This is a genomic window from Serratia sp. CY27727, assembly GCF_052169275.1.
Lineage (GTDB): Bacteria > Pseudomonadota > Gammaproteobacteria > Enterobacterales > Enterobacteriaceae > Serratia > Serratia sarumanii.
The window spans coordinates 1-25,943 of record NZ_JBJNLB010000006.1 but is presented as its reverse complement, the minus strand read 5'-3'; the positions used below and the strand labels follow the sequence as shown (position 1 = coordinate 25,943).

General features: G+C 59.2%; 25 protein-coding genes. 12 read left to right on the top strand and 13 right to left on the bottom strand.

Annotated elements, in window-relative coordinates; translation table 11 throughout:
* Positions 1-126: 126 nt before the first annotated feature.
* Both ACJ8HB_RS15625 and ACJ8HB_RS15620 read left to right on the top strand, forming a co-directional pair.
* Positions 127-1,209 (top strand): YncE family protein, encoded by a 1,083-nt coding sequence (locus ACJ8HB_RS15625; protein ID WP_094860004.1) that lies wholly within the window; start codon positions 127-129, stop codon positions 1,207-1,209.
* A gap of 56 nt (positions 1,210-1,265) precedes the next feature.
* Positions 1,266-3,461 carry a TonB-dependent receptor gene (locus tag ACJ8HB_RS15620; RefSeq protein ID WP_094860003.1) on the top strand — a complete coding sequence of 732 codons (2,196 nt, stop codon included), beginning with the start codon at positions 1,266-1,268 and terminating at the stop codon, positions 3,459-3,461.
* Positions 3,462-3,533: 72 nt separating this feature from the next.
* Here the strand turns inward: ACJ8HB_RS15620 and ACJ8HB_RS15615 are convergent, their stop codons facing one another.
* On the bottom strand, positions 3,534-3,746 hold the full coding sequence (locus ACJ8HB_RS15615) for a hypothetical protein (RefSeq protein WP_033648813.1): 213 nt from the start codon (positions 3,744-3,746) through the stop codon (positions 3,534-3,536).
* 854 nt (positions 3,747-4,600) lie between these two features.
* Here ACJ8HB_RS15615 and ACJ8HB_RS15610 point away from each other — a divergent pair.
* Positions 4,601-5,677, top strand: a complete 1,077-nt coding sequence (locus tag ACJ8HB_RS15610) for an AI-2E family transporter (protein ID WP_033635501.1) — start codon at positions 4,601-4,603, stop codon at positions 5,675-5,677.
* Positions 5,678-5,720: 43 nt separating this feature from the next.
* On the opposite strand, the gene bcp is transcribed toward ACJ8HB_RS15610, so the two are convergent.
* Together bcp and ACJ8HB_RS15600 are read right to left on the bottom strand one after the other, a co-directional pair.
* A complete protein-coding gene (gene bcp / locus ACJ8HB_RS15605; protein ID WP_033654587.1) occupies positions 5,721-6,185 on the bottom strand; it encodes a thioredoxin-dependent thiol peroxidase in 465 nt (154 codons plus the stop codon).
* A 2-nt stretch (positions 6,186-6,187) separates the two neighbouring features.
* Complete coding sequence (locus ACJ8HB_RS15600; protein WP_369783268.1) at positions 6,188-6,793, bottom strand: glycine cleavage system transcriptional repressor; 606 nt, start codon at positions 6,791-6,793, stop codon at positions 6,188-6,190.
* A 110-nt stretch (positions 6,794-6,903) separates the two neighbouring features.
* Here ACJ8HB_RS15600 and dapA point away from each other — a divergent pair, with 110 nt between their 5' ends.
* The 6 genes from dapA to ypfH all read left to right on the top strand — a co-directional run bounded on the left by dapA (position 6,904) and on the right by ypfH (position 13,690).
* Positions 6,904-7,785, top strand: coding sequence for a 4-hydroxy-tetrahydrodipicolinate synthase (gene dapA, locus ACJ8HB_RS15595; protein WP_033635499.1), 882 nt, complete (start codon positions 6,904-6,906; stop codon positions 7,783-7,785).
* A gap of 16 nt (positions 7,786-7,801) precedes the next feature.
* The gene (gene bamC, locus ACJ8HB_RS15590) at positions 7,802-8,854 is read left to right on the top strand and encodes an outer membrane protein assembly factor BamC (RefSeq protein WP_033648812.1); all 1,053 of its coding nucleotides are present in this window, start codon (positions 7,802-7,804) and stop codon (positions 8,852-8,854) included.
* 170 nt (positions 8,855-9,024) lie between these two features.
* Positions 9,025-9,738 carry a phosphoribosylaminoimidazolesuccinocarboxamide synthase gene (gene purC, locus ACJ8HB_RS15585; protein WP_004941708.1) on the top strand — a complete coding sequence of 238 codons (714 nt, stop codon included), beginning with the start codon at positions 9,025-9,027 and terminating at the stop codon, positions 9,736-9,738.
* Positions 9,739-9,947: 209 nt separating this feature from the next.
* Positions 9,948-10,811, top strand: a complete 864-nt coding sequence (gene ypfJ, locus ACJ8HB_RS15580) for a KPN_02809 family neutral zinc metallopeptidase (protein WP_033635497.1) — start codon at positions 9,948-9,950, stop codon at positions 10,809-10,811.
* A gap of 56 nt (positions 10,812-10,867) precedes the next feature.
* Positions 10,868-12,880, top strand: coding sequence for a tRNA(Met) cytidine acetyltransferase TmcA (locus tag ACJ8HB_RS15575; RefSeq protein WP_047571027.1), 2,013 nt, complete (start codon positions 10,868-10,870; stop codon positions 12,878-12,880).
* 120 nt (positions 12,881-13,000) lie between these two features.
* Positions 13,001-13,690 carry an esterase gene (gene ypfH, locus ACJ8HB_RS15570; RefSeq protein WP_047571029.1) on the top strand — a complete coding sequence of 230 codons (690 nt, stop codon included), beginning with the start codon at positions 13,001-13,003 and terminating at the stop codon, positions 13,688-13,690.
* Between the two features lie 30 nt (positions 13,691-13,720).
* Here the strand turns inward: ypfH and ACJ8HB_RS15565 are convergent, their stop codons facing one another.
* The 6 genes from ACJ8HB_RS15565 to ACJ8HB_RS15540 all read right to left on the bottom strand — a co-directional run bounded on the left by ACJ8HB_RS15565 (position 13,721) and on the right by ACJ8HB_RS15540 (position 17,858).
* Positions 13,721-13,906 carry a YpfN family protein gene (locus ACJ8HB_RS15565; RefSeq protein WP_004941720.1) on the bottom strand — a complete coding sequence of 62 codons (186 nt, stop codon included), beginning with the start codon at positions 13,904-13,906 and terminating at the stop codon, positions 13,721-13,723.
* A gap of 2 nt (positions 13,907-13,908) precedes the next feature.
* Entirely contained in the window at positions 13,909-14,583 is a 675-nt protein-coding gene (locus ACJ8HB_RS15560; protein WP_033648808.1) for a M15 family metallopeptidase, read from the bottom strand.
* Positions 14,580-15,707 carry a succinyl-diaminopimelate desuccinylase gene (gene dapE, locus ACJ8HB_RS15555; protein ID WP_033648807.1) on the bottom strand — a complete coding sequence of 376 codons (1,128 nt, stop codon included), beginning with the start codon at positions 15,705-15,707 and terminating at the stop codon, positions 14,580-14,582. The genes ACJ8HB_RS15560 and dapE overlap by 4 nt, the downstream gene beginning before the upstream one ends.
* Positions 15,704-16,090, bottom strand: coding sequence for an ArsC family reductase (locus tag ACJ8HB_RS15550; RefSeq protein ID WP_033648806.1), 387 nt, complete (start codon positions 16,088-16,090; stop codon positions 15,704-15,706). The genes dapE and ACJ8HB_RS15550 overlap by 4 nt, the downstream gene beginning before the upstream one ends.
* Before the next feature lie 254 nt (positions 16,091-16,344).
* Positions 16,345-16,896 (bottom strand): LuxR C-terminal-related transcriptional regulator, encoded by a 552-nt coding sequence (locus ACJ8HB_RS15545; RefSeq protein ID WP_033648805.1) that lies wholly within the window; start codon positions 16,894-16,896, stop codon positions 16,345-16,347.
* A 530-nt stretch (positions 16,897-17,426) separates the two neighbouring features.
* Complete coding sequence (locus ACJ8HB_RS15540; RefSeq protein ID WP_047571036.1) at positions 17,427-17,858, bottom strand: GNAT family N-acetyltransferase; 432 nt, start codon at positions 17,856-17,858, stop codon at positions 17,427-17,429.
* Between the two features lie 284 nt (positions 17,859-18,142).
* On the opposite strand from ACJ8HB_RS15540, the gene ypfM reads away from it, so the two are divergent.
* Positions 18,143-18,202 carry a protein YpfM gene (gene ypfM, locus ACJ8HB_RS15535; RefSeq protein WP_100396732.1) on the top strand — a complete coding sequence of 20 codons (60 nt, stop codon included), beginning with the start codon at positions 18,143-18,145 and terminating at the stop codon, positions 18,200-18,202.
* 126 nt (positions 18,203-18,328) lie between these two features.
* Here the strand turns inward: ypfM and acrD are convergent, their stop codons facing one another.
* Positions 18,329-21,466, bottom strand: a complete 3,138-nt coding sequence (gene acrD / locus ACJ8HB_RS15530; RefSeq protein WP_047571038.1) for a multidrug efflux RND transporter permease AcrD — start codon at positions 21,464-21,466, stop codon at positions 18,329-18,331.
* 293 nt (positions 21,467-21,759) lie between these two features.
* Here acrD and ACJ8HB_RS15525 point away from each other — a divergent pair, with 293 nt between their 5' ends.
* Positions 21,760-22,038, top strand: a complete 279-nt coding sequence (locus ACJ8HB_RS15525; protein ID WP_047571040.1) for a winged helix-turn-helix domain-containing protein — start codon at positions 21,760-21,762, stop codon at positions 22,036-22,038.
* Positions 22,039-22,070: 32 nt separating this feature from the next.
* On the opposite strand, the gene ACJ8HB_RS15520 is transcribed toward ACJ8HB_RS15525, so the two are convergent.
* Complete coding sequence (locus ACJ8HB_RS15520; protein ID WP_442520187.1) at positions 22,071-22,703, bottom strand: response regulator; 633 nt, start codon at positions 22,701-22,703, stop codon at positions 22,071-22,073.
* Between the two features lie 161 nt (positions 22,704-22,864).
* Complete coding sequence (narQ, locus tag ACJ8HB_RS15515) at positions 22,865-24,541, bottom strand: nitrate/nitrite two-component system sensor histidine kinase NarQ (protein WP_047571044.1); 1,677 nt, start codon at positions 24,539-24,541, stop codon at positions 22,865-22,867.
* Positions 24,542-24,931: 390 nt separating this feature from the next.
* Here narQ and nudK point away from each other — a divergent pair, with 390 nt between their 5' ends.
* Positions 24,932-25,507: a GDP-mannose pyrophosphatase NudK gene (gene nudK, locus ACJ8HB_RS15510; RefSeq protein ID WP_033635486.1), complete on the top strand. Its 576-nt coding sequence runs from the start codon at positions 24,932-24,934 to the stop codon at positions 25,505-25,507.
* Positions 25,508-25,557: 50 nt separating this feature from the next.
* Here nudK and ACJ8HB_RS15505 read toward each other — a convergent pair.
* Positions 25,558-25,943, bottom strand: a 386-nt coding sequence (locus ACJ8HB_RS15505; protein ID WP_442520186.1) for a transketolase-like TK C-terminal-containing protein, incomplete at its 5' end; no start/stop codon positions are given.

Below are 25,943 nucleotides of genomic sequence, written 5' to 3'. Positions count from 1 at the left end.
GTGATAGTTGATTCACAGGGAAACACTGAGACGCGCGGTGGCGCTCATTTCTCGTGATGAGAAAGCTCAAAACTAAACTGCAGAGCCCGCCGTAAACACCGTTTTGAATGGTCAAGGATTTCCCCGATGAAAATGAAAACCTCTGTGCTCGCCCTGCTGACGGGGATGGCGCTCAGCGGCTGCACGCCGCACCAAACCTCTTCCTCTTCCCCTGCCGTGCAACCTCTGGCGCAAGCGGCGCAATCCGACAGCGTCGTCAAACGCCAACTGGCTTATGGCTTGTATGAAATGGCGCTGACGCCAGGGGGAGATGCGCTGTACGTCGCCAGCGCCGAAAGTTTTAAAGATGTACAGGGTGGCGTGGTCTATAAGCTGGACGCCAAGACCCTGAAAACCCTTGGCACGACGCATACCGATCTGAAAAATTTCGCCATGCAGGCCGCTGCGGATGGGAAAACCCTTTATGTCAGCAATTCGCTGGACGGCGGCATCAGCGCAATCGGCGCCGCCGACGGTAAGGTGAAAGGGCGTTTGCTGTTCAGCGAGCGCAATGAGAAAGGGTTGCCGTATGGTGCGCGCCAAATTCTGGCTCACGACAACACGCTGTATGTGGGGGCGGTGGCCGACCCGGCGCAAATTTGGGTGGTTGACGCTGAATCGCTCAAGCTGAAAACGCGCATTAAAAATACCGGCAAATGGATGACCGGCCTGCATTACTCCGAACAGACCCAACGCGTGTATGCCGCCAATGGCAGCGGCGAGATCCTGGTGATCAACCCGCGTTCCAACCGCATCGAAAAACGCTGGAAACCGTTGGGAGACCAACCCGCACTGCTGCTCAATATGGCGGAGGACGAGGCTACCGGTCGTTTGTTCGTCACCGACAACTCCAAGGCGAAGACCACGCTGGTCTTGGATATTCACACCGGGAAGTTATTGAAGCGGCTTGATGTGGGCGACTCTTTGGCTGTCGTTTTCAATCCACGGCGCAACGAAATTTACATCTCGCAGCGTGAATCCGGCAATGTGCTGAGCCTGGATGCGACGACCTATGCGGTGAAACAGCGCTGGCCGCTGCCGCCGAATCCAAACAGCTTGCTGCTGTCGGCAGACGGCCAGACATTGTTCGTTACGGTCAAACAGCCGTTTAACAAAGATCATTCCACTCAGGGGCCGGACAGCGTGGTTCGCATCGCGTTGAATAAATAAGCCCCATCGGCCCGGCGACGGGCCATTTAACTTTTATCCTCATTCATGAGTGAATTATGCACAACACCAGTACAACGAATTTCCCTTTACGTAAAACGCTGCTGGCGCTGACTATTGGCGCGCTGAGCCAGGGGGCGCTGGCCGCAGACGGCGACGCCAAGAAAAGCCAGGAGGACACCCTGGTTGTCCGGGCCGAAAAACACGGCGATTTCAACTCCGGCGGCAATGATTTGGTTCCCGCCTACCTGGATGGACAGGTCGCCCACGGCGGCCGCCTGGGAATGTTGGGCGAACAGAAAGCGATGGACGTTCCGTTCAACGTCATAGGTTATACCGCGAAGCTGGTACAGGATCAGCAGGCGAAGACCATCGCCGACGTGGTCAGCAACGACGCGGGTGTACAGGCGGTGCAGGGGTACGGTAACTTCGCCGAAACCTATCGTATCCGCGGTTTCCAACTGGACGGCGACGACATGACGATGGGCGGGCTGCCGGGCGTGGTGCCGCGCCAGGTGATGGATACCCAGATGCTGGAGCGGGTGGAGATCTTCAAAGGGGCGAACGCCCTATTGAACGGCCTGGCTTCCAGCGGCGTTGGCGGCATGATCAATCTTGAACCGAAGCGGGCGGAAGAAACGCCGACCACCCAGATCGGCCTCGACTACACCTCCGATTCTCAGGTGGGCGGCACGCTGGATCTGGGCCGCCGTTTTGGTGACGACAACCAGTTTGGCGCTCGCGTCAACCTGGTGCACCGTGAGGGTGAAACGGCGGTTGAGGATGATAAGCGGCGCACGACGCTGGCATCGGTTGGGCTGGACTATCGCGGCGATCGTTTCCGTTCATCGTTGGACTTCGGTTATCAGAAAAAGACCTTCCATGGGGGAACGATGGGGGTCAACATCAGCGGCATCGATGTGATACCCGCGGTGCCTGACACCCGTAAAAATTACAGTCAGCAGTGGGGCTACAGCGATATCGAGAACGAATTCGGCATGGCGAAAGCGGAATATGATTTAACCCGCGACTGGAAGGCCTATGCCGGCTTGGGCGCGCAGCATGGCCATGAAACCGGTGTTTACAGCGCACCGAAGCTCATCAACGCCAACGGCGACGCCACGGTTGGGCGCCTGGACACCAACCGCATTATCGACGCTTTCAGCGGCATGGCGGGGCTTGAGGGCAAGTTCACGACCTGGGCGGTTTCGCATCGGGTCAACGTCGGCTATTCCGCGCAGATTAAACGCGACAAAACCGCGTGGCGCATGTCCGCCAACAATCCGACGACCAATATCTACGATAACCATGATGTCGCAATACCGGACAACGCCTATTTCGGCGGCAACTACAGCGATCCGCTGACCACGGCGCGTAACCGGACGCAGGGCTGGTTGTTCAGCGATACGTTGGGCTTTTTCGGCGACCGGGTGTTGTTAACGGCGGCGGCGCGCCATCAGAAAGTGGTGGTGCGTAATTACAGCAACGCCACCGGCCTGGAGGATACCGCCTCCCGTTATACGCAAAGCCGCTGGATGCCGACGTTCGGGCTGGTCTACAAGCCGTGGGAAACGGTGTCGCTTTATGCCAACCATACCGAGGCGTTGCAGCCTGGCGGCATTGCGCCGAAAGAGGCGGCTAACTTCGGGCAGAGTACCGGTATCGCCCGTTCCAAGCAAAATGAAGTGGGCGTGAAAGTTGATTTCGAACGCGTGGGCGGCTCGTTGGCGCTGTTTGAAATCAAAAAGCCGGCCACCATGATCGACAGCAACAACTACTACACGTTGAACGGCGAGCAACGTAACCGCGGCGTGGAGTTGAATGTATTTGGCGAACCGGCCTTCGGCCTGCGCCTTAACGGCAGCGCTACCTGGCTTTCGCCCGAGCTGACCAAAACCCAGGGCGGCCGTAACGATGGCAAAGACGCTATCGGCGTAGCGCACTTCTACGCGGTGCTGGGGGCGGAATACGATATCAGGCCGGTCGATGGCCTGACGGCGACGGCGAAAGTGCGGCATACCGGTTCGCAATATGCCGACTCCGCCAATACCAAAAAGCTCGATAGTTTCACGACCCTGGATCTCGGCCTTCGCTATCGCATGCGTTTGAATGAGGATCAAAATACGCTGGTATGGCGTGTGGGGTTGGACAACGTCACGAACGAGAAGTATTGGTCCGGCGTAGAAAGCAATGGCACTTACGTCTTCCAGGGACAGGCGAGAACGCTGAAAGCGTCGGTAACTTACGACTTCTAAGCGATACAGAAACGACGGCGGCCCACATGTGATGGGGCGCCGGTTTCTTCGTCACCGGGGGATCGTTTTTCACTATGACCGATGGGTGAGCACGCTGATCAGATCCAGCGCGTCGTCCGCCGCCGCGATTTCGCTTTCGCTGAGCGCCTGCCGTTCGATGAAGCTCTCGATGGCTTCCAGCAGGGAGAAGACGCTGATTTCATCCCCTATCTTCACGACTTCGCAAACGCCACGCCCGATCGCCAGACAGATGGCTTCATCAAATTCACACGGTTTGCTGTTCATCTTTTTTCCCCTACGGCGTTTGGGATGATATCGGCCATGCTACCGGTTTTTGCCCGGCGGCTGTCTGACGAAAATCTCATTTTTTCGTTGATGCTGGCGGGCCCACGATCGCGTGCAGTGGCGAAATTCTGATTTCCTCACCGTGGCCAAATTTCCCTTGTGACCGCCGTGCCGGCGCGGTATTGTCGCCAAATGACGACAATACCGCCTCATTGTCCGCATAAAAAATTCATGACGTTATCATCCCTTCATCCCGCTGCCGTGCGGGATTTTTTTATGAGGTTTATCTCAAAGTGCGGATAACCTCGACGCGATCGCTTGCCATGCTCTGGGAATAATCCTAGCTTGAAATAGTCATTTAGGGTTAGCAATCCCTCATGACCTCCTTGTAACACTTGATGCACCAGAACGTTTTCTCCCCCGCTGCGGCGGGGGTTTTTAATGACGTGCATCAGAAAAGGCCGCAACGCAAGAACCGACAGAGTTCGTGACGATAACCCGTTTAAGCATCAGGGGATGGGACAATGAAAAATGATCTGGCGGCGGCGATCGCGATTGGCTGTGTGCTGTTGTTCGCATTGGCGGTCGGTTCGCCCCTTTCTATCGGTACCTCGCTGTAATCTTCCGCGGCCCCGTTCGGGGCCGCTCACCGCGCCTGTCGCCGCGTCTGCGGATTTTTGCGCCGATCGCCTGCCCACGCGATAAAATCAGCCAAATTGCGGTTGATGTATGGCGAACTTTGAGTACTCTGAGTGCTTTGCACACCTCGCGTGCGCCCGTTCTATCTATGCTTTAATCACGCCCATCACAGGAATCGCCATGCCCGCCCGTCAAACCTCGAGGAGCCCGCTCTGATGCTGGAGATGTTATTACAGTGGTACCGCCGACGCTTCACCGATCCGCAGGCTATCGCGCTGCTGGTGATCCTGGTTGCCGGCTTCCTCATTCTCTATTTTCTGCACGGCATTCTGACCCCGTTGCTGGTCGCCATTGTGCTGGCCTATCTGCTGGAATGGCCGACCGCGCGCCTGCAGCGCATCGGCTGTTCGCGCACCTGGGCGGCGAGCATCATGCTGCTGGTGTTTGCGGGCGTCGCCATGCTGCTGGTGTTCGTCGTCGCGCCAACCGCCTGGCAACAGGGCATCAATCTGATGAGCGATCTGCCGGGCATGCTCAACCAGTTCTATAACTTCGCCGCGACGCTGCCGAAGCGTTACCCGGCGCTGGTGGATGCCGGCATCATCGACATGATGGCGGAAAACCTGCGCAGCCGGCTGTCCGGCATGGGCGAATCGGTGGTGAAATTCTCGCTGGCGTCGCTGGTCGGCCTGCTGACGTTGGCTATCTACCTGATCCTGGTGCCGATGATGATGTTCTTCCTGCTGAAAGACAAAGAGCAGCTGCTGAACGCGGTGCGCCGCGTGCTGCCGCGCAATCGCGGCCTGGCGGGGCAGGTCTGGAACGAGATGAATCAGCAGATCACCAACTACATTCGTGGCAAGGTGCTGGAGATGGTGATTGTCGGCGTGGCGACCTACCTGGTGTTCGCCGTGCTGGACATGCGCTATTCGCTGCTGCTGGCGGTGCTGGTGGGCTTCTCGGTGCTGATCCCCTACATCGGCGCGGTGCTGGTCACCATACCGGTGGTGGTGGTGGCGCTGTTCCAGTGGGGCGTCGGCGCCGATTTCTGGACGCTGATCGTCGCCTATCTGGTGGTGCAGGGGCTGGACGGCAACCTGCTGGTGCCGATCCTGTTCTCCGAAGCGGTCAACCTGCATCCGCTGGTGATTATCCTTTCTGTGATCGTGTTCGGCGGGATGTGGGGCTTTTGGGGGGTGTTTTTCGCCATACCGCTGGCGACGCTGGTGAAGGCGGTGATTCACGCCTGGCCGGATGAACTGCGGGTCGAGGTGGAAGACGAGGCCGGCTGAGAGGGAATAACGAAGCGCAGCAGGCCGCTGCGCTTCGTGAGATTTACTGCTGCAGGTAGTTCAAAACGATGTCGTGGTGATTGGTGGTTTTGAAATCATCAAACACTTTTTCAATCTTGCCTTTGCCATCGATCAGGAAACTGATGCGGTGAATACCGTCGTAGGTCTTGCCCATGAAGGTTTTCTCGCCCCACACGCCAAACTGTTGCGACACCTGATGATCTTCATCAGACAACAGCGTGAAGTTGAGCAGCTCCTTTTCGGCGAAGCGCGACAGTTTTTCCGGTTTGTCGGTGCTGATGCCCAGCACTTCGACGCCGGCCTTTTTCAATTCGTCCATGTTGTCCCGCAGGCCGCAGGCTTGCACGGTGCAGCCCGGCGTCATCGCCTTCGGATAGAAGTAAACCAAAACTCGCTGTCCCTGGAAGTCGGCCAAATTAATTTCCTCACCGTCCTGGTCAGGCAAACTAAATTTCGGCGCTGTGTCACCGGCTTTCAATGGGCTCATCACTACTCTCCATCTTTCTCGTCATGCTGTGGATAGTTCACCACGCTAATACTGCCTTGCGCGTTCAATTCTGTACATAGGCGATGGAAGGCTTGCTCAATATTTGAGGCGTCCCGATCGCCGGAGCTGTGGGCGGTGATTTGGATATACAGCTGCGGCGGCAGGTCGCCGTCCGCCGGCTGCGTGCGCGAGACCAGTTCGGCGATATTCATCTGGCTGGAGTCGAACAGATCGGTAAAGCGTTCGATGATGTGCGGCGAGTCCTTCACTTCCACCTGCACCCACACCGTGGCCGGCATCGGCGGCCTTTCGTGCGAGTTTGTGCGCTTCATCACGATCAGCAGATCCAGCTCCGCGCCTTTTTGCGGCAGGGTGGATTCGATCAGGGTGATGGCGTTCCAGCTGCCGGACAGCAGCATGATGAACGTGAACTCCTCTCCCAGCATGGCCAGACGGCTATCTTCGATATTGCATCCGCAACTGCTGACGTGGCGGGTGATGGTATTGACGATTCCGGGGCGGTCGGCGCCGAGCGCGGTAATCACGAGATAGTGTTCGTCTGACTGAGGCAAAATAGCGCTTCCTGTCGTGCTTAATGGGGTTACCATGGTAAACATAAAAAAAACCGCCTGCCAAGCGCTTACAACGCGGTTGTGCGCTTGCTTTTGGATAGGCAGCAAAAGTACCATGAGTGACTTGTTTGTGGAGGGGACGGCCAATGTTTACGGGAAGTATTGTTGCACTGGTTACGCCGATGGACGACAAAGGTGCTGTCGATCGCGCGAGCCTGAAAAAATTGATCGATTATCATGTAGCCAGTGGCACCGCGGCGATCGTTTCCGTAGGGACCACCGGCGAGTCCGCAACGCTTGCCCATGACGAGCACGTTGACGTGGTGCTGCAGACGCTGGAGCTGGCTGACGGCCGCATTCCGGTGATCGCCGGCACCGGCGCCAACGCCACCGCCGAAGCCATCGCGCTCACCACCCGCTTCGCCAACACCGGCGTGGTGGGCTGCCTGACGGTGACGCCGTACTACAATAAGCCGACGCAGGAAGGGCTGTATCAGCACTTCAAGGCGATCGCCGAGAGCACCGAGCTGCCGCAGATCCTGTACAACGTGCCTTCGCGCACCGGCTGCGACATGCTGCCGCCGACCATCGCTCGGCTGGCGAAAATCAAGAATATTGTTGCTGTAAAAGAAGCGACGGGGAACTTAAGTCGCGTTAGTCAGATCCAAGTGCTGGTTGACGATGAAGACTTCATTTTGCTGAGCGGCGACGACGCCAGCGGGCTGGACTTCATGCAACTGGGCGGCAAAGGGGTGATTTCCGTGACGGCCAACGTGGCCGCGCGCGAGATGGCGGAACTTTGCGCGCTGGCGGCGCAGGGCAAGTTTGCGCAGGCGCGCCGCTTAAATCAGCGCTTGATGCCGTTGCATCAGGATCTATTTGTAGAAGCAAACCCAATTCCGGTGAAGTGGGCCTGTAAGGCGTTGGGATTGATGGCAACCGATACGCTGCGTCTGCCGATGACGCCGTTGAGCGAAGCCGCCCGCCCGGTGGTGGAGCGCGCGCTGAAAAGCGTCGGTTTGCTGTAACTCTAAGGGAAATTTGATGGCTTATTCATTGCAAAAGTCGACGGTAGCAAAAGTAGTGGGCATCTCTTTGGTGATGATGCTGGCGGCCTGCAGCAGCGATCAGCGCTACAAGCGCCAGGTCAGCGGCGACGAGGCCTACCTCGACGCCGCTCCGCTCAAGGCGCTGAACGCGCCGTCCGGCATGATCCTGCCGGTGCAGAGCGGCAACTATGACGTTCCCGCCACGACGCTGCAAGGCAACGTCGGCAAGCAGTTGGACATTCGTCCGCCGGTGCAGCCGTTGGCGCTGCTGAGCGGTTCTCGCGCGCAATACGCCGGCGACAGCGGCACGCTGCTGCTGGAAAACAGCCCGCAGAACCAGAACCTGTGGTCGCGCGTGGTCAGCCTGCTGCAGGCGAAGAACATCGCGATCGCTTCGCGCCAGGACGCCGGTCAGACCCTGACCACCGACTGGGTGAAGTGGAACCGTCTGGACGAAGACAACCAGTACGAAGGCCGTTATCAGATCAGCGTGCAGCAACAGGGCTACCAGCAGGCGCTGGTGGTGAAAAGCGTTGGCCTGCAGCAGCAGGGCAAGACCGAGCAGGTGACCGATCAGTCTGAGATCCAGCGCTACAACGGCATGATGATCAACACCCTGATCGAAGGCCTGGACAAGCAGGACAACCTGGCGAGCAGCCAGACCGCCAGCCGCTTCGGCGCGCTGGACGTGCAGAGCGGCGCCGATGATACCGGCCTGCCGATGCTGGTCGTGCGCGGCCCGTACACCGTGGTGTGGGATCGCCTGCCGCCGGCGCTCGAAAAACTGGGGATGAAAGTGGGTGACCGCAGCCGTCCGCAGGGCACCGTCGCCGTGACCTACAAGTCCCTGAGCAGCAGCGATTGGGATGCGTTGGGCGTCAAGGATCCTGAACTGGCGGAAGGGGATTACAAGCTGCAGGTCGGCGATCTCAACAACCGCACCAGCCTGCAATTTATCGATCCGAAAGGCAAACCGCTCACCCAGTCGAAAAACGACGCACTGGTGGCGGCATTCCAGTCTGCCTTCAGTAAAACCAGCGTTAACTAATCAAAAAGGGGCTTCGGCCCCTTTTTGTTTTGTCTATACGGTATCGTTTGCGTCGCAGGTTTGGCACAATAGTGTCCGGCACGCCAAAGAATTCATTAGGTCAATTCTATACCCCCTAATTTCGGGCCGCGCTCGGGAGACATCGGGGATACATCACTGGAGTAAGTAAGATGCAAAAGCTAGCTGAGCTGTATCGCGGAAAGGCAAAAACCGTTTACACCACCGAGAATCCCGATCTGTTGGTGTTGGAGTTCCGCAACGATACGTCAGCACTGGATGGTCAGCGCATTGAGCAGTTCGATCGCAAAGGCATGGTGAACAACAAGTTCAACCATTTCATCATGAGCAAACTGGAAGAAGCCGGCATCCCGACCCAGATGGAGCGTCTGCTGTCCGACAACGAAGTGCTGGTGAAGAAGCTGGACATGGTGCCGGTGGAATGCGTGATCCGCAACCGCGCCGCCGGTTCGCTGGTGAAGCGTCTGGGCATCGAAGAAGGCCTGGTGCTGAACCCGCCGCTGTTCGATCTGTTCCTGAAAAACGACGCCATGCACGATCCGATGGTCAACGAATCCTACTGCGAAACCTTCGGCTGGGTGAGCAAAGAACATCTGGCGCGCATGCGCGAGCTGAGCTACCGCGCCAACGACGTGTTGACCCAGCTGTTCGACGACGCGGGCCTGATCCTGGTCGACTTCAAGCTGGAGTTCGGCCTGTTCAACGGCGAAGTGGTGCTGGGCGATGAGTTCTCGCCGGACGGCAGCCGCCTGTGGGACAAAAACACCCTGGACAAGATGGACAAAGACCGTTTCCGTCAAAGCCTGGGCGGCCTGATCGAAGCCTATGAAGAAGTGGCGCGCCGCATCGGCGTGAAGCTCGACTAAGCGTCGGCACCGCCATTCGGGGCGATCCGGCCGGATCGTCCCGCTATTCTGCGTTTTTCCAGAAAATTTCTACATTTCCTCTGCTGCAGACCATTTATAATAATGGATGCGAGATGACTAAAACCTATCCCACTCAGGCTTGAAGCTGCCTTTGCGCTTACCATCGCGGCGCAACTTCAACGAGCAGGGGAAATATCTGGAGTATATTTATGCGTTGGCAAGGGCGTCGGGAAAGTGACAATGTTGAGGATCGTCGCGGGCAATCTTCCGGTTTGGGCGGCGGCGGCTTCCGCGTGCCGGTGCGCGGCAAGGGCGGCATCGTCATTCTGGTGGTGGTGCTGGTGGCCGGCTATTACGGCATCGATCTGTCGCCGCTATTGAACGGCGGTAACGTTGCGCCGCAGGGGCAACAACAGAGCGCCAACATCAGTCCGAAAGATGATGAGCTGGCCAAATTCACCTCGGTGGTGCTGGCCTCGACCGAGGACAACTGGAAAGAGATTTTCCAGCGCATGGGCAAAACCTATCAACCGCCGAAGCTGGTGATGTATCGCGGCGTGACGCGCACCAGCTGCGGCACCGGTCAGGCGGCAATGGGGCCGTTCTACTGCCCGGGTGACAGAACGGTGTATATCGATTTGTCTTTCTATCAGGACATGAAAACCAAGCTGGGCGCCGGCGGTGATTTCGCTCAGGCCTATGTGGTGGCGCACGAAGTCGGCCACCACGTGCAGAACCTGTTGGGTATCGAGCCCAAGGTGCGCCAGATGCAGCAGGGCGCCAGCCAGGCGGAAGTGAACCGTCTGTCGGTGAAAATGGAGCTGCAGGCGGACTGTTTCGCCGGCGTGTGGGGCAAATACGCCGAGAAGCAGCAGATGCTGGAAGAGGGCGATCTGCAGGCGGCGCTGAACGCCGCGCAGGCGATTGGCGACGATCGGTTGCAGCAGCAGAGTCAGGGCCGCGTCGTGCCGGACAGCTTCACTCACGGCACCTCGCAGCAGCGCTACACCTGGTTTAAACAGGGCTTCGACAGCGGCGATCCCAATACCTGCAACACCTTCGCATCCCGTTAACGCCTCAAGTGCCGGAGCCTGACTCCGGCATTTTTTTCGGATTGAGATACAGCCTTATGTTACAGGCAGCGCAACAACTCATGTGGCGGCAGGGCATCCGGCGCCTGCTGGTGCTCAGCGGTGAACCCGGCTGGTGCCGCGAACAGGCACAGCGGCTGGCGGCGACGCTGCCGGGCGACTGGCCGTGGGTGGGGGAAAACCCGCCGCCCGGCCTGACGGCGTTGGCGAGCAGCGCGGTGCGCCAATTGCTGGGGCAGGAGCGGCTGCACGCGGTGTTCGACGCCGGTCAGTCGCTGGACGTGGAGGCGTTGGCGGCGCTGTGCGGCGCATTGCGCGCCGGCAGTTGGCTGCTGTTGCTGACGCCGCCCTGGCGGCAATGGCCTCAGCAGCCGGACGGCGACAGCCTGCGCTGGAGCGATTGCCCGCAGCCTATTACCACTCCGCATTTCATCCACCATCTGCAGCAGCATCTGGCCGATGACCGCGAAGTGACGATCTGGCGGCAGGATGAGCCCCTGACGCTGGCCGCACTGCCGGCGCGCGAGGGTTGGCAACCGCCGGATGGCCGACCGACCGAGGAACAGCAGGCGATCTTGACGACGCTGCTGCAGGCCGAATCCGGCGTGTGGGTGCTGACCGCCGCGCGTGGCCGCGGCAAATCGACGCTGGCCGGCATGCTGGTGGCGCAGTCGCCGCTGACCTGTTGGATAACCGGGCCGAGCCGCGCCGCCACTGAGGTGGCCGGGGAATGGGCGCAGGGGCGCGCGCAGTTTTGGGCGCCCGATGCCTTGCTGGCGCAGTGTCGGGAGGGGGACGTCGGCGCCGTGGGCTGGCTGCTGGTGGATGAAGCGGCGGCGATCCCCGCGCCGCTGCTGCAACAGCTGATCGGTTATTTCCCGCGCGTGCTGCTGACCACCACGGTGCAGGGGTATGAGGGTACCGGCCGCGGTTTTCTGCTGAAGTTTTGCGCCGGGCTGCCGTCTTATCAGGCGTTGAGCCTGCAACAGCCGATGCGCTGGGCACAGGGCGATGCGCTGGAACGGGTCACGGACAATGCGCTGTTGTTCAATGAGCTGCCCGCCTGGCCGGCGGATGGCCAGGCGATCGATTACAGCCAGGCAGAGCAGCGTGAGCTGTGCGCCGATCCGCAGCGGCTGGCGCGTTTCTACGCCCTGCTGAGCAGCGCGCATTACCGCACCTCGCCGCTGGACTTGCGCAGGCTGATGGATGCGCCCGGCATGCACTACGGGCTGGCGCAGGCCGGACCAGAGGTGGTCGGCGCCGTGTGGCTGGTGGACGAAGGCGGCTTGAGCACCGAGTTGGCGCACGATGTGTGGGCCGGCCGCCGTCGGCCGCGCGGCAACCTGGTGGCGCAGTCGCTGGCAGCGCATGGCGGCCAGTGGTGGGCGCCGACGCTGCGGTCACGGCGCATTACCCGCATCGCCACGCTGCCGGCGTTGCGGCGGCGGGGTATCGCGCGTCAGCTGGTCGAGCGGCAACGCCGTCAGGCGCAGGGGCTGGATTTCCTGTCGGTCAGCTTCGGCTATACCGAGCCGCTGTGGCGTTTTTGGCAATCCTGCGGTTTCGAGCTGGTGCGCATCGGCAGCAAGCCGGAGGCCAGCAGCGGCTGCTATACCGCGATGGCTATTTTGCCCTTGAGCGAGCAAGGGGAGGCGCTGCGGCACGCGGCGCACAAGCATCTGGCGCGCGACTGGCCCTGGTTGCGGCAGCGCATCGAGCTCGCGCTGGCGATCCTGGGCGACGACGGCGATACGTCGCTCGGCGAAGAGGACTGGCGTGAGCTGGCCGGGTTCGCTTTCGCCCATCGGCCGCTGGAGGCCAGCCTGGGGGCATTGCAGCGTTTGCTGTTGGCCAGCAATTTGCCGCTGCCCGCGCTGCGCGGCCATCTGCAGCGGCGGCAATCCCCGGCGGCCTGCGCGGAGCTGGCGGGCGTTAGCGGCCAGAAAGCCTTGCTGCGCCACTGGCGGCACGAAGCGGCGCAGGCGCTGGAACAGCTGAATGCGCAGCACTGCCGCTACTGGCGCGACTGGACGCAGTCGTTGCAATAAATTGAATAACTCGCTCAATAAAACCCGATTTTCCCGATTTCTCAACGGCGTATAGTCACTGTCAGCGGTGTGGCGGCGACTGTCGCCGCACCAGGTTTGGTTACTATTAAGGAGTCATCGATGAAACATGAGCATTTCGTTGTCCAAAGCCCGGCGGCCCCGGCGGCGCAGCTGATCTTGCTGTTTCACGGTGTCGGCGACAACCCGGTGGCGATGGGGGAGATCGGCAGCTACTTCGCCAAAGAGTTTCCTCAGGCGCAGGTGGTGAGCATCGGTGGCCCCGAAGCGTTTGGCAACGGCGCCGGGCGCCAGTGGTTTTCGGTGCAGGACGTGACCGAAGAGAACCGCGCGGCCCGTATTGCAGACGTGATGCCGCAGTTTGTGGCGGTGGTGCGCCATTGGCAGCAGCTGAGCGGCGTGGGCTATGCCGGCACGGCGCTGGTGGGGTTCTCGCAAGGGGCCATTATGGCGCTGGAAGCGTTGAAAGCGGAAACCCGGCTGGCCGGGCGCGTGGTGGCGTTCAGCGGGCGTTTCGCCCAGCTGCCTGAGCAGGCTTTCGGTGACAGCGTGGTGCATTTGATCCACGGTGCAGAGGACGCGGTGATCGCGGTGCAACACGCTCACGCGGCGGCGGAAGCGCTTCGAACCGGCGGCGCCGATTTCACGCTGGACGTAGAGGAAAACGTCGGGCATGCGATCAACCAGGGCATGATGAACGCCGCGCTGGAAAGGCTGCATTATTACGTGCCGCAGCGCTACTGGGACGAGGCATTGTCCGGCAAGCGCGGCGAGCTGATCGCCTTTCGCTAAAAACTCAGGGCGCCGATAAGCGCCCTGGTGTCATTTCTTTTTCGGCCAGTCGTCTTCGTCATCCCACTGGGCATTATTGTCGCGGTGCGGCGGTATCTCCGGCTTGTTGGCCAGATAGCTTTTCACGTCGACGCGGCGCAGTTCCTTGATACCGCTGACGACCATTCCCACCAGAACCAGCAGGATAATCCACCAGTAATCAGCTAACCATTGCATAGCTACTCCTTTACTTCACTGCGTATAAAACGCGAAAAAATCGAGGGCAGATGGCGTTCGAGCCATTCGGCACCGGCGACCTCCTTGTCTTGCCAAGCCGCCAGCAACAGCGCCGGGGTCAGCAAGCGTTCGGCCTCTTGTGCCAGCGGCCGGTAGCTCAGATGCCACGGCTCCACCGCCACGCCACCACTGTCTTCGGTAAAGGGGCGATAGAAACCGAACTCGGCCATATGCGCCGTCAGCCACTGGTTAAGCGGCGCAAAGTAACCGCCTTCTTCATATTCCCACGGCTCCAGCTGCAGCTTTTTCCCTTCCGGCAGCAGCGACGGATCGTACACATCCAGATCGCTGCCCCAGTGATGGCGGCTGGCGCCCGGCAGGGCCGACCAGCGCAGGATCGCCTCACAGCGCTCAGCGGCGGGCAGCGGCGCGACGTCGATCGGGCGGCTGTCCTTATCTAATACTGGCCGCTGGCCGCAGAATTTGCCATTCCAAATCGCCAACTGCCGGTCGAAATCGCGGAAGGTGCTGGCGGGCTGGAGATCGAATCCCGCCTCACGCGCCGCTTGCTGCATCGCCAGGAAGGCGTTGACCGCCTGCGGCTGCAGCCGATGGTTCCCGCTCAGCGGCGCCAGGTGTTCGGTTGAGCGGCCGGTGAGCATCTCTGCGTTGATCATGCGACCAATTGCTCCATGATGCGTTGATACATGCGGCTCAGCAGCTGCAGATCTGCGGCGTTGACGCATTCGTTGACCTTGTGGATGGTGGCGTTGACCGGCCCCAGCTCCACCACCTGCGCGCCCATCTGCGCGATAAAGCGGCCGTCGGAGGTGCCGCCGGTGGTCAGCAACTGTGGCGTCAGTTCAGAATAGTGCTCGACGGCGTTGACCACCGCATCCACCAGCGCGCCGCGCGAGGTGAGGAACGGTTGGCCGGACAGCCGCCACTCGATGCTGTAGTTCAGCTGGTGGCGTTCCAGCAGCTCTTCCACGCGCTGCTTGATCATCGCGTCGGTCAGCTCGGTGCTGAAACGGAAGTTGAACTGCACGTAAAGATCGCCCGGGATCACGTTGTTGCTGCCGGTGCCGGCCTGCACGTTGGCGATCTGCATGCTGGTCGGCGGGAAGAACTCGTTGCCGCGATCCCATTCGATCGCCACCAGTTCATTCAGCGCCGGCATGGCACGGTGCACCGGGTTGTCCGCCAGGTGCGGATAGGCGACGTGCCCCTGTACGCCGTGGATATGCAGGTTGGCGGTGATGGAGCCGCGACGACCGTTTTTCACCACGTCGCCGACGCGCTCGGTGCTGGACGGCTCGCCGACCAGGCAGTAATCCAGCCGTTCGTTGCGCGCCATCAGCGCTTCGACCACCTTAACCGTTCCGTGGGTGGCGCTGGCCTCTTCATCCGAGGTGATCAGGAATGCCAGGCGGCCCCGGTGATCCGGGTTGGCGGCGACAAAGCGTTCCGCGGCCACCACCATTGCGGCCAATGAACCTTTCATGTCCGCCGCGCCGCGGCCATACAGCATGCCGTCGCGGATCGCCGGTTCAAACGGCGGGTTGTCCCAACGCTTTTCATCGCCGGTCGGCACCACGTCGGTGTGCCCGGCAAACGCCAGGGTTTGCCCTTCGCCGCGCCAGGCCCAGAAATTCTGGGTGTCTTCGAAGTCCATCGCTTCGACGGTGAAGCCGATTGCCTGCAGACGATCGATCATCAGTTGCTGGCAGCCTTCGTCATTCGGGCTGAGGGAAGGGCGCTTGATCAGCTGCTGGGCCAGTTCGATAACCGGGCAAGTCATACGGCGACCTCGGCGATAAATTGCTGGTAAGCGTCGGCATTGAAACCGAGCAGGGCGCGGCCGTTGCCGTCGTCCAGCAGCGGGCGTTTAATGATTGCCGGCTGCGCCAGCATCAGCGCGATGGCGGCGTCGGCGTTATCGCAGGCGTTGCGCTGCGCTTCATCCAGCTTGCGCCAGGTGGTGCCGCGGGTATTGAGCAGCGGCTCCCAACCCAGTTGCGCGACGAAACCGCGCAGCTGCTGTTCGGTCAGGCCGTCGGCGCGGTAGTCGTGAAAATGATAGGCCACGCCCTGATCTTCCAGCCAGCGGCGGGCTTTCTTGATGGTGTCGCAGTTTTTGATGCCGTACATCGTCAGCGTTGTCTGTTGCGGTTTGTTTGCCATGGCGTAAAGCTACCTGTCTCGTCGAGTCGATACTGGGCGGCGGGCGCGATCTTAGGCCTTCTCGCCGCCCGGCGATAGCAGAGATAATGCCAGTAAAGCGGCGGCGAGATCCAGACAACGATGCGCGCGAGATGCGATTGAGCACCAGGGAGAGAGGTTGGCAATGTGGTTGAACGGCAGACTGCGCCGACGGTGCTTGTAAAAGACGCCGGCGAACGCGTTCAGCCGCCAATGCGGATCTGGGCTCAGAGGAACTATTCTTTATTAATTTTTATATTTAAACGATCGGTTAAACACCGTACGCGGGTAATATGCAACAGCGGTTTTATTCTGCTGGCCCCAAGCTTTTTCATGATTCTCGATTTGTAATGATTGGCGGTTTTGTTTCTTATATTCATAGCGTTGCTGATATCGGTCAGCGATTTTCCCGTCGACCACTCCGACAGGAAAAGGGACTCGCGCCGAGAGAGCTGCGGCGGCTCGGTATAGTGACTGTAGCGCGTATATAAATCGCCGATCAGGTGGCTGAAACGGCTTAAAGATATAAGATTTGATAATATAATGGTCTTATTGTCGACAATCACCATCTCATGCGGACAGTCGGTAATAATGACTATTTTGTAGGTTTTGGGGTTGGCATATTCATCGCGGTAACGCGCTTCAAAATTGGCGAGGGTGACATCGATAAAGCAGACCCTTCTGCGGTTAAAGTCGGCTGGCGTGTTTTTTTCTGACCATGTTTGATTTATCAGTTGTCTGATACCGATAATGGTATAGGTACATTCGCTGAAAATATCGATCTTCATATTATTATAATCCTTTATTTTTTATTCCCGGTGGCGACGGTTATCTTAAAGTATAAAAATAGAAATAATTGAAATAATTAAATGTTGAATTATTTCCTATGATGAATCTCAACATTTACCTATACCGCTGGTTTAGTTGGATTATTTAATAACTTATTGATAACTAAATGATAAATAATTTAAGTTAAAACTGCCGCAAGAGGGGGAGGGATTTTTAAATAGATGTCAGCTATCAATCAAGGAAGATTAAAAGGAAATATCATAGATAATTCCTATCGTAAATTAATATTCGATCGTTTTTACCGATCTTTTGGTTCGTGATATCTTTGTAAGAGGTCTAATGACTAAGAAATATCTCTGACAGGAAGTTCAAACGTTTTCTCATTCATGGTTGCAAAGGTGAATAATAGTGAAAATAAAAAGTTAAAAGAGAGAGTGCGTTTTTTTTGGGCGCTTTGGCTAAGCATTTTATCTGTCTCAAGCATATCGTCAGCTGTATTCTGCTGAGAAAAGTATTTTGATCAAGATGATCAGCGGATATAACCGCCGTTTTGCAACCGTTGCAGTGAGGCGCCGTCCGCATACACCATGCCGGTGGTCAAATCGTGAAAGCCGTACTTTTTATAGAAGGCCAGTTTTTCCGGCACGGAATAGATGAAAATCTTGCCGAGCGGCGCCAAATCTTGCATCACCCGATCCATCAACCTGCGCCCCAGCCCTTGCCCCTGAAAGCGCGGATCGATCGCCACGTCGGCCAGATAGGCGACCGAGGTCAGGTCGCTGATGGCGTGCGCGGTGGCGATCAGCTCGTCACCGATAAACCCCCAATAGCAAAACTGGCTGTGTTGGTAAATGCGCCGCAGGGTGTGCGGATCGCGCTTGCCCAGCCCGGCGGCCTCCAGCAATTCACACAGCCGCTGCCAGTCGATGGCGCGGCGGTTCGGGTCGGTGATAATTTCCATCGTTTTCCTCTAACCAATAAGACTGAGGTCGGCGGCATAGTACCGAATGGCGTGCTGATACCCGCGGATGTCGGCGCTCCATTGTCGTATTTTTATACCTTTTACACGCTACCGCGGAGAAATTGATATCACAAGGGAATAGCAGCACTGAGTATTGATCAGATAAATACGAAAATGTGCGCTAAGCCCGGTTTCCGGGCCCGGCATCGTTCCCGTTTCCCTTCACATGGTCAAAAAACAGGCGTAGAATCCGCTTCGTCAAATAATTGAGGTTGTAAAGTATTATGGTTGATCGTGAATTAGGAAACTGGAAAGACTTCATTGATGAGATGTTGGGCAACTGACACAGCGTTGAAGCAGATGGCAAGGTTGAGTCATTGGAAAGTCACTGAAACACCTTGGGAACGAGATTATCGTTCGAAATAAAGCAGCATCGGTAACCCGACGCTGCTTTTTTTATGCCCAGGCTATCACTCCCCGGCGGCCGTCGTATTGCCTGCCGGATGCGCTTTGCCCGGGAAGCGGCGGCGCACCAGCACGAAGAACAGCGGCACGAAGAAAATCGCCAGCAGGGTGGCGGAGATCATGCCGCCCATCACCCCGGTGCCGACCGCATGCTGGCTGCCGGAACCGGCGCCGCTGCTGGTGGCCATCGGCAGCACGCCGAAGATGAACGCCAGCGAAGTCATCAGGATCGGCCGCAGACGCATGCGTGATGCGTCGAGCGTCGCGGACATCAGATCCTGCCCTTTGTGGTTCAGCTCGTTGGCGAATTCGACGATCAGAATGGCGTTTTTCGCCGACAGCCCAATGATGGTCAACAGGCCGACCTGGAAATAAACGTCGTTCTCCAGGCCGCGCAGCCAGGTGGCGGCGACCGCGCCGATCACCCCCAGCGGCACCACCAGCATCACTGAGAACGGTATTGACCAGCTTTCATACAGCGCCGCCAGGCACAGGAACACCACCAGCAGCGAGATGGCGTACAGCGCCGGCGCCTGCGAGCCGGACAAGCGTTCCTGGTAGGAGAGCGCCGTCCATTCCAGCCCGAAGCCGGTCGGTAACTGGCTGACCAGTTTTTCCATTTCCGCCATGGCGGTGCCGGTGCTGACGCCGTTGGCCGCCTCGCCGACGATTTCCAGCGCCGAGTTGCCGTTATAGCGCTCCAGCCGCGGCGAGCCGTATTCCCAGTGTGAACTGGCGAAGGCCGAGAACGGCACCATGCCGCCCGCGCTGTTGCGCACATACCATTTGTTGATGTCTTCCGGCAGCATGCGGAACGGCGCGGCGGCCTGCACGTAAACTCTCTTCACCCGGCCGCGATCGACGAAGTCGTTGACGTAGGTCGAACCCCAGGCGGTGGAGAGGGTATTGTTGATGTCGTCGATAGATACGCCCAGCGCCTGCGCCTTGCGCTGATCGATATCGATCTGCAGCTGCGGGCTGTCGTCCAGGCCGTTGTGGCGCACGCGCGACAGCAGCGGATTTTGCGCCGCCAGCTGTAACAGTTGGTCGCGAGCCGCCATCAGTTTGGCGTGCCCCAACCCGGCGTGATCTTCCAGTTCCATGTCGAAGCCGGAGGAGTTGCCGAGGCCGGTGATCGCCGGCGGGCTGCTGGCGATCACCCGCGCTTCGTTAATCTTGTTGAATGCCAGCGTGGCGCGATCGATGATGTCGAACGAGCTGTTGGCGCCCGAGGTGCGCAGATCCCAGTCTTTCAGCCGAACGAACAGACGCGCCACGTTTTGGCCGTTGCCCCCCGGCCCGGAGCCGATGATGGCGAACACCGACAACACGTCCTGTTTCTCTTCGGTGAGGAAATACTGCTCGACCTTTTCCACCACTTTAGAGGTTTGCTGCAGGGTCGAGCCCGCCGGCAGCTGTACCTGTACGGTGAAGATGCCGCGGTCTTCCTGCGGCAGGAACGAGGTCGGCAGCTTGATGAACAGCAGCGCCATGCCGCCGAGCAACAGCAGATAAATCACCATGTAGCGGCCGCTGGCGTGCAGAATGCGCCCCACGCCGCGCTCATAGCGTTTGGCGTTGCGGTTGAACATGCGGTTGAACCAGCCGAAGAAGCCGCGCTTGCCGTGATGGTGCCCCTTGGCGATCGGTTTGAGCAGCGTGGCGCACAGGGCCGGGGTCAGGATCATCGCCACCAGCACCGACAACACCATGGCGGAAACGATGGTGATGGAGAACTGGCGATAGATGGCGCCGGTGGTGCCGCCGAAGAACGCCATCGGCACGAACACCGCTGACAGCACCAGGGCGATGCCGACCAGCGCGCTCTGAATTTGCCCCATGGATTTGCGCGTGGCTTCACGCGGCGGCAGGCCTTCTTCGCTCATCACGCGTTCGACGTTTTCCACCACCACGATGGCGTCGTCCACCAGCAGGCCGATCGCCAGCACCATGGCGAACATGGTAAGGGTATTGATGCTGAAGCCGCAGGCGGAAAGGATGGCGAAGGTGCCCAGCAGCACCACCGGCACGGCGATGGTGGGGATCAGCGTGGCGCGGAAGTTCTGCAGGAACAGATACATCACCAGGAACACCAGCAGGATGGCTTCCAGCAGCGTTTTCACCACGTCCTTGATCGAGGCTTTGACGAAGGGGGTGGTTTCATAGGCCACTTTGGCCTCCAGCCCGTGCGGGAAGTATTGCGACAGCTCGGCGATCTTGTCCTTCACCAGTTGGTCGGTCTGCAGTTCGTTGGCGCCGGAGGCCAGCTTGATGTTCATGCCCGCGGCCTGCATGCCGTTGTAGCGGCTGAGGTAGTTGTAGTTCTCGCCGCCCAGTTCGACGGTGGCGACGTTGCCCAGCGTCACCAGCGAACCGTCCTGATTGACCCGCAGGGTGATTTGGCGGAACTGTTCCGGCGTCTGGAGCTGCGACTGGGCGTTAATGGTGGCGTTCAGCGCCTGCTTATCGACCGATGGCGTGCCGCCCAACTGGCCGACCGCGACCTGGGCGTTCTGCGACTGAATGGCGCTGACCACATCCTGGGTGGTCAACTGGTAGCTGTTGAGCTTGTTGGGATCGAGCCAGATGCGCATGGCGTATTGCGAGCCGTACACGTCCATGCTGCCGACCCCGTTGATGCGGCTGAGCGGATCCTGCAGGTTGGAGACGATGTAATCGGCGATGTCCTGCCTGTCCATGCTGCCATCGGTGGAGACAAACGCCACCATCATCAGCGTGGTGTCGCCGGATTTCGAGACCGTCACCCCCTGATTTTGCACCGCCTGCGGCAGGCGTTTGATCGCGGCCTGCAGCTGGTTTTGCACCTGCTGCATCGCCTCGTTGGGATCGGTGCCGGCTTCGAACGTCAACGTCACGGTCGCCTGGCCGGTATTGGTGCTCTGCGACGACATGTACATCATGTTGTCGAGGCCGGTCATATTCTGTTCAATGATTTGGGTAACGGTGTTTTCCAGCGTTTGCGCCGAAGCACCTGGGTAAGTTGCGCTGATGCGCACGTTCGGCGGCGCCAAATTCGGGTATTGTTCTACCGGTAAAGAAAAAATCGCCAACGCCCCGGTCAGGCAAAGAATAATTGCCAGCACCCAGGCGAAAATCGGGCGATCAATAAAAAAATTGGCCATGCAGCGCGAACCTCGTTATGACTTGTTCTATCTTTAAAACGCATCGGAAATATGCATTTCAGCGGCAGGGAAGGATTCCGGCGCTATTGCACTTTACTCGGGATAGCCGAGGAAAGCGTGGAGAAAAAAAGGAGATAGTGTAAATAACGGTAGCGGAAAACGGCGTGGGCGTATCGGCGTCGGTAATTGTACGCTATTAAGACATTTTTATTACTATCAAAGGCCTTGCGCATTTTTTCGCCGCAGGGAATCGAAAAGTAAAAACTGGCCTCACCTTACAGCAGGAGCTTGGCATGGGAATTAACCCGGTATTTGCCCGTCGGCTTTATTTATGCTGGCTGATCAGCCACAGTGAGCGGCCCAATGTGCCGCGGTTGATGGCGCTGACCGGCTGGCCGCGCCGTACGTTGCAGGATGTGCTGAAGGCGCTGCCCGGCATGGGCATCGAGCTGCAGTTCGTGCAGCAGGGCGTGCGCAACAACGACGGTTTCTATCAGTTGGAAAGCTGGGGGCCGTTCAACAAGAGCTGGGTGCACCAGCATCATCAGGCGCTGCTCAGCGCCATCGAGTAAGCGGCCCCGGCGGATCGGCCGGGGCGGGGCGATCAGTGGCTTTTGTACTCCAGGTACATCACCGTCGCCGCCACGCGAGAACGCGCGTTCAGCTTGCGCAGTATGTTGCGGATGTGCACCTTCACGGTTTCTTCAGAGATATGCAACTGCGCCGCCACCTGCTTGTTGGACAGGCCGCGCGCCACCTCTTGCAGGACGTCCAGTTCGCGTTCGGTCAAGGCGGCGAAGGGGTCGCGCTGCTCGCTGCGCGCCAGCAAATAGTCGGCCATGGCGTCGCTGATCACGTTCTGGCCCTCGGCGGCGGCGCTGATGTGCTCCAGCAGTTGTTCGGGTTCGCTGTCTTTCAGCAGATAGCCGTCGGCGCCGGCGTCGATCAGCGCATACAGATCGCTGCGCGCGTCGGAGACCGTCAGCACGATGATGCGCGCGTCCACGCCTTCGTCGCGCAGGGCCCGCAGCGTATCCAGCCCCGACATGCCCTTCATGTTCAGATCCAACAAGATCACGTCTGGAGCGTGTTGCAGCGCCAGCGCAACCGCCTCGCTGCCGTTGCCGGCCTCTGCCACCACGCCAAATCGCGCATCCAGTCCCAGCAGTTGTTTGATGCCGCGCCGCATCAACGGATGATCGTCAACGATCATGACTCGGTATTGCTTCATCACCATGAAATATGCTCCCTGTAGCAAGTAAAGCCACTCAAACGCGCCCGGAGGCGTGCTTCACAGTGGGACTGTCTCTTCAAAAATAGCGGCATTCTGCACCGCAAACCTCTCCGGGCGGCCTTCAGGCCGGCGGCAACCGTAACGCAGAGTGAACAGCCGCAAGGTCAGGGCGAGAATGTCAGGCAGACCGCCGTGCCGCCGCCGCTTCTGCGCCGGATGCGCAGCGTTCCTCCCAGTCGCGCCGCGCGTTCGCTCATGATGGTCAAGCCGTAATGCCCTTCCGGTTCTTCCAGACTGGCGATGCCGCAACCGTCGTCGGTAATGCTGAATACGTTGTCGCCAGCGGCGTTGACCTCGCAACATACCGCGATCTCGTTCGCTCCGGCGTGCTTGACGGCATTGAGCACCGCCTCGCGCACGATCTGCAGCGCGTGCACCTGCTGCTGGGCGTTGAGCGCCTGCGAGGGCAGCCGACAGTGTAACTGAATCCGCGCGGGGGTTAGCGCCTTTAATGGCTGCAACAGTTGCTCCAGCGCGGCATTCAGATCCGCCTCCTGAATGTTGAGGCGGAAGGTGGCCAGCAATTCTCTCAGCTGGCGATAGGCATCGGCCAGCGTGCGATCGAAATCGTCGATAATCGCCTGCGCCGCCGGATCGTCGGCGGCGCGCCGGAGCAGCGTCAGCTGGATGCGCAGGAACGACAGCGTCTGCGCCAGCGAATCGTGCAGCTCGCGTGCGATGGTTCCACGCTCTTCCATCAACAGCAGATATTGGTGCTGCTTTTGCGCCCGGTTGAAGTAGACGCCGCGCCCCAGCATGTTGGCCAGGCTCTGCATCAGGTGAGGATGCGGCGGCTGCGCTTCGGGCTGCCATCGCAACTCGCCCAGCAGTTTATCGCCTTGGGTGATCGGCAGCGCGCTCCAGGTTTGCGCCGGCGCCGGCTCTCCTTCATTCAGTTGCCACTGGCCATGATCGTCCGCCACGTTCAACCGGATGCAGCGCAGTCGTTCACTTTGGCGCACGATGCGCAGCGCATTTTCGAACGCCTGCTGATCGATCTGACGCACGCTCAGCGCCTGCGAGCAGCGATAGAGCACCTCCAGCGTGTCGTTGGCCTGCTGCAGGCGCTGGGTCTTTTCCTGCACTTTCAGCTCCAGCGACTGATAGAGGCGGGCCAGCTCGTCAGACATGGCGCTGAAAGTTTGCGACAGCACGCCGAGCTCGTTCGGCAGCGCCACGTCCAGCTGCGGATGGCGAAAGTCGCGCTGTTGCACGCGCTGGCTGGCGTCGACCAGATGCTGCAGCGGCGTGACCACCTGGCGGCGCATAAAGCGGATGCAGAACAGCACCAGACCGATGATGGCGGCGTAGCCCAGTACGCTGACGGCGGCCACCAGGGTGAGTTTCAACTCGGAATAACGCTGCAGAGCGGAAACGAAATGATCGACGCGGTTGACGTAGCCGGCGACCTCAGCCCGGTAGGCGGCCGCCTGCCCGTCGCGGATCTGCCGCTCCATCGTTTGCCATGTTCGTTGCAGCGCCAGATAGTGGTTGCGCACCTCGGCCGGGACGTAAAAGCGCGCCAGCTTTTGCAACGCGGGCGCCTGCAAAGATTGCTGATACTGCTGCAGGTGCAGCTCCAACTCCGGGCTCTGCCGCTCGAGATCGAAGGCCAAGCGGTAGCTTTGCATGCGCAGCGAACCGGCAATGTTGATCGCCTCGGCATCGCTCTGGCTGCCGGCGACGGTCGTCAACGCCAACCCGGTGGCGAGCACCGACAGTATCACGATGCCGAACAGCGCTCTGGCCAGGCTGCCGGTCACGGAACGTTTAACAAGCAATCACGGAATCCTTTTCTCTCAGGTGAGGCGCTTCGCCAGTTTCATTCGAAAGCAAAACTATAACTTTTGCAACTAAATTGCACCGCGATTTGTATCAAGTTGTCAACAAAACGGGAACAATTGTCGTTGTGTAATCAAATGAATAGCGAAATGCCCGCCGATGTTCAGCGGCGGGCCGGTTTTCTCTGAAGATTTGCCTTTGGGGGGCGAATCGCACTGGGTTTTATGCAATGTCATGCGCCTGAGCGCGACTTATTTTCCATTATTTTAAGCAATGTTAAGTCCCGGCTTGTCCGGCGGGGTACGGTGTGATTTTTGTTGCAAATCGTCTGCCGCGGCGCGGCGTAATCGCGGTATGATCTTCAGGTTGCAACTCAAGGAAAAAGGGTCATGTCGTCGAAAATTGAGAATGTGAAGAAAGAGCTGTTGTCGGACAACTGGTATGTGCTGCATAAGTACACGTTCGATCTGAAACGCAAAAACGGCGGTTCGGTGCAACAGATGCGCGAGGTCTACGATCGCGGCAACGGCGCCACCATTTTGCTGTACAACCGCGCCAAGGGCACGGTGGTGCTGACCAACCAGTTCCGCATGCCGACCTATGTCAACGGCAACGAGAGCGGCATGCTGCTCGAGGCCTGCGCCGGCCTGCTGGACGCCGATTCTCCGGAGCAGTGCGCGCGCCGCGAAGCGGTGGAAGAGACCGGTTTTCAGGTGGGCGAGGTCAAGAAAATCTTCGAAGCCTACATGTCGCCGGGCGGTGTGACCGAGATCGTGCACTTCTTTATCGCCGAATACCATGACGATGAGCGGCGTGCGGCCGGTGGCGGCATTGAAGATGAAGATATTGAAGTGATCGAACTGCCGTTCAGCGAAGCGGTGGCGATGATCGCCGACGGCCGCATTAAAGACGGCAAAACCATCATGCTGCTGCAGTATTTGCAGATTCATCGGGTGATGGCATAAAAAAAGCCGGTCACGATGACCGGCTTTCTTATCGGCTGGCGCCAGGCCGCTTACTTCAGCAGCGCCTGCGCCTTGGCCACCACGTTGTCCACGGTGAAGCCGAACTCGGCGAACAGCTGCTCCGCCGGTGCCGACTCACCGAAGGTGGTCATGCCCACGATAGCGCCGTTCAGCCCCACGTACTTGTACCAGTAGTCCGCGATACCCGCTTCCACCGCCACGCGCGCCGTTACCGCCGCCGGCAGTACCGACTCGCGGTACGCCGCATCCTGCTTGTCGAACGCGTCGGTCGACGGCATCGACACCACGCGCACCTGGCGGCCCGCCGCGGTCAGCTTGTCCGCCGCTTCCACCGTGATGCCCACTTCGGAGCCGGTGGCAATCAGGATGACGTCCGGCGTGCCCGCGCAGTCTTTCAGCACGTAGCCGCCGCGGT

Excerpts from the sequence above, each read along its gene's own strand:
- ACJ8HB_RS15615 (WP_033648813.1), bottom strand. The coding sequence starts at position 3,746 with ATGAACAGCAAACCGTGTGAATTTGATGAAGCCATCTGTCTGGCGATC.
- ACJ8HB_RS15565 (WP_004941720.1), bottom strand. The coding sequence starts at position 13,906 with ATGCAATGGTTAGCTGATTACTGGTGGATTATCCTGCTGGTTCTGGTG.
- ACJ8HB_RS15600 (WP_369783268.1), bottom strand. The coding sequence starts at position 6,793 with ATGGTAACCCCATTAAGCACGACAGGAAGCGCTATTTTGCCTCAGTCA.
- bamC (WP_033648812.1), top strand. The coding sequence starts at position 7,802 with ATGGCTTATTCATTGCAAAAGTCGACGGTAGCAAAAGTAGTGGGCATC.
- ACJ8HB_RS15520 (WP_442520187.1), bottom strand. The coding sequence starts at position 22,703 with ATGGTGATGAAGCAATACCGAGTCATGATCGTTGACGATCATCCGTTG.
- ACJ8HB_RS15625 (WP_094860004.1), top strand. The coding sequence starts at position 127 with ATGAAAATGAAAACCTCTGTGCTCGCCCTGCTGACGGGGATGGCGCTC.
- dapA (WP_033635499.1), top strand. The coding sequence starts at position 6,904 with ATGTTTACGGGAAGTATTGTTGCACTGGTTACGCCGATGGACGACAAA.
- ACJ8HB_RS15560 (WP_033648808.1), bottom strand. The coding sequence starts at position 14,583 with ATGATCAACGCAGAGATGCTCACCGGCCGCTCAACCGAACACCTGGCG.
- ACJ8HB_RS15575 (WP_047571027.1), top strand. The coding sequence starts at position 10,868 with ATGTTACAGGCAGCGCAACAACTCATGTGGCGGCAGGGCATCCGGCGC.
- acrD (WP_047571038.1), bottom strand. The coding sequence starts at position 21,466 with ATGGCCAATTTTTTTATTGATCGCCCGATTTTCGCCTGGGTGCTGGCA.
- ACJ8HB_RS15610 (WP_033635501.1), top strand. The coding sequence starts at position 4,601 with ATGCTGGAGATGTTATTACAGTGGTACCGCCGACGCTTCACCGATCCG.
- ypfJ (WP_033635497.1), top strand. The coding sequence starts at position 9,948 with ATGCGTTGGCAAGGGCGTCGGGAAAGTGACAATGTTGAGGATCGTCGC.
- ypfH (WP_047571029.1), top strand. The coding sequence starts at position 13,001 with ATGAAACATGAGCATTTCGTTGTCCAAAGCCCGGCGGCCCCGGCGGCG.
- ACJ8HB_RS15545 (WP_033648805.1), bottom strand. The coding sequence starts at position 16,896 with ATGAAGATCGATATTTTCAGCGAATGTACCTATACCATTATCGGTATC.
- ACJ8HB_RS15540 (WP_047571036.1), bottom strand. The coding sequence starts at position 17,858 with ATGGAAATTATCACCGACCCGAACCGCCGCGCCATCGACTGGCAGCGG.
- bcp (WP_033654587.1), bottom strand. The coding sequence starts at position 6,185 with ATGAGCCCATTGAAAGCCGGTGACACAGCGCCGAAATTTAGTTTGCCT.
- ACJ8HB_RS15525 (WP_047571040.1), top strand. The coding sequence starts at position 21,760 with ATGGGAATTAACCCGGTATTTGCCCGTCGGCTTTATTTATGCTGGCTG.
- ACJ8HB_RS15620 (WP_094860003.1), top strand. The coding sequence starts at position 1,266 with ATGCACAACACCAGTACAACGAATTTCCCTTTACGTAAAACGCTGCTG.
- dapE (WP_033648807.1), bottom strand. The coding sequence starts at position 15,707 with ATGACTTGCCCGGTTATCGAACTGGCCCAGCAGCTGATCAAGCGCCCT.
- purC (WP_004941708.1), top strand. The coding sequence starts at position 9,025 with ATGCAAAAGCTAGCTGAGCTGTATCGCGGAAAGGCAAAAACCGTTTAC.
- ACJ8HB_RS15550 (WP_033648806.1), bottom strand. The coding sequence starts at position 16,090 with ATGGCAAACAAACCGCAACAGACAACGCTGACGATGTACGGCATCAAA.
- nudK (WP_033635486.1), top strand. The coding sequence starts at position 24,932 with ATGTCGTCGAAAATTGAGAATGTGAAGAAAGAGCTGTTGTCGGACAAC.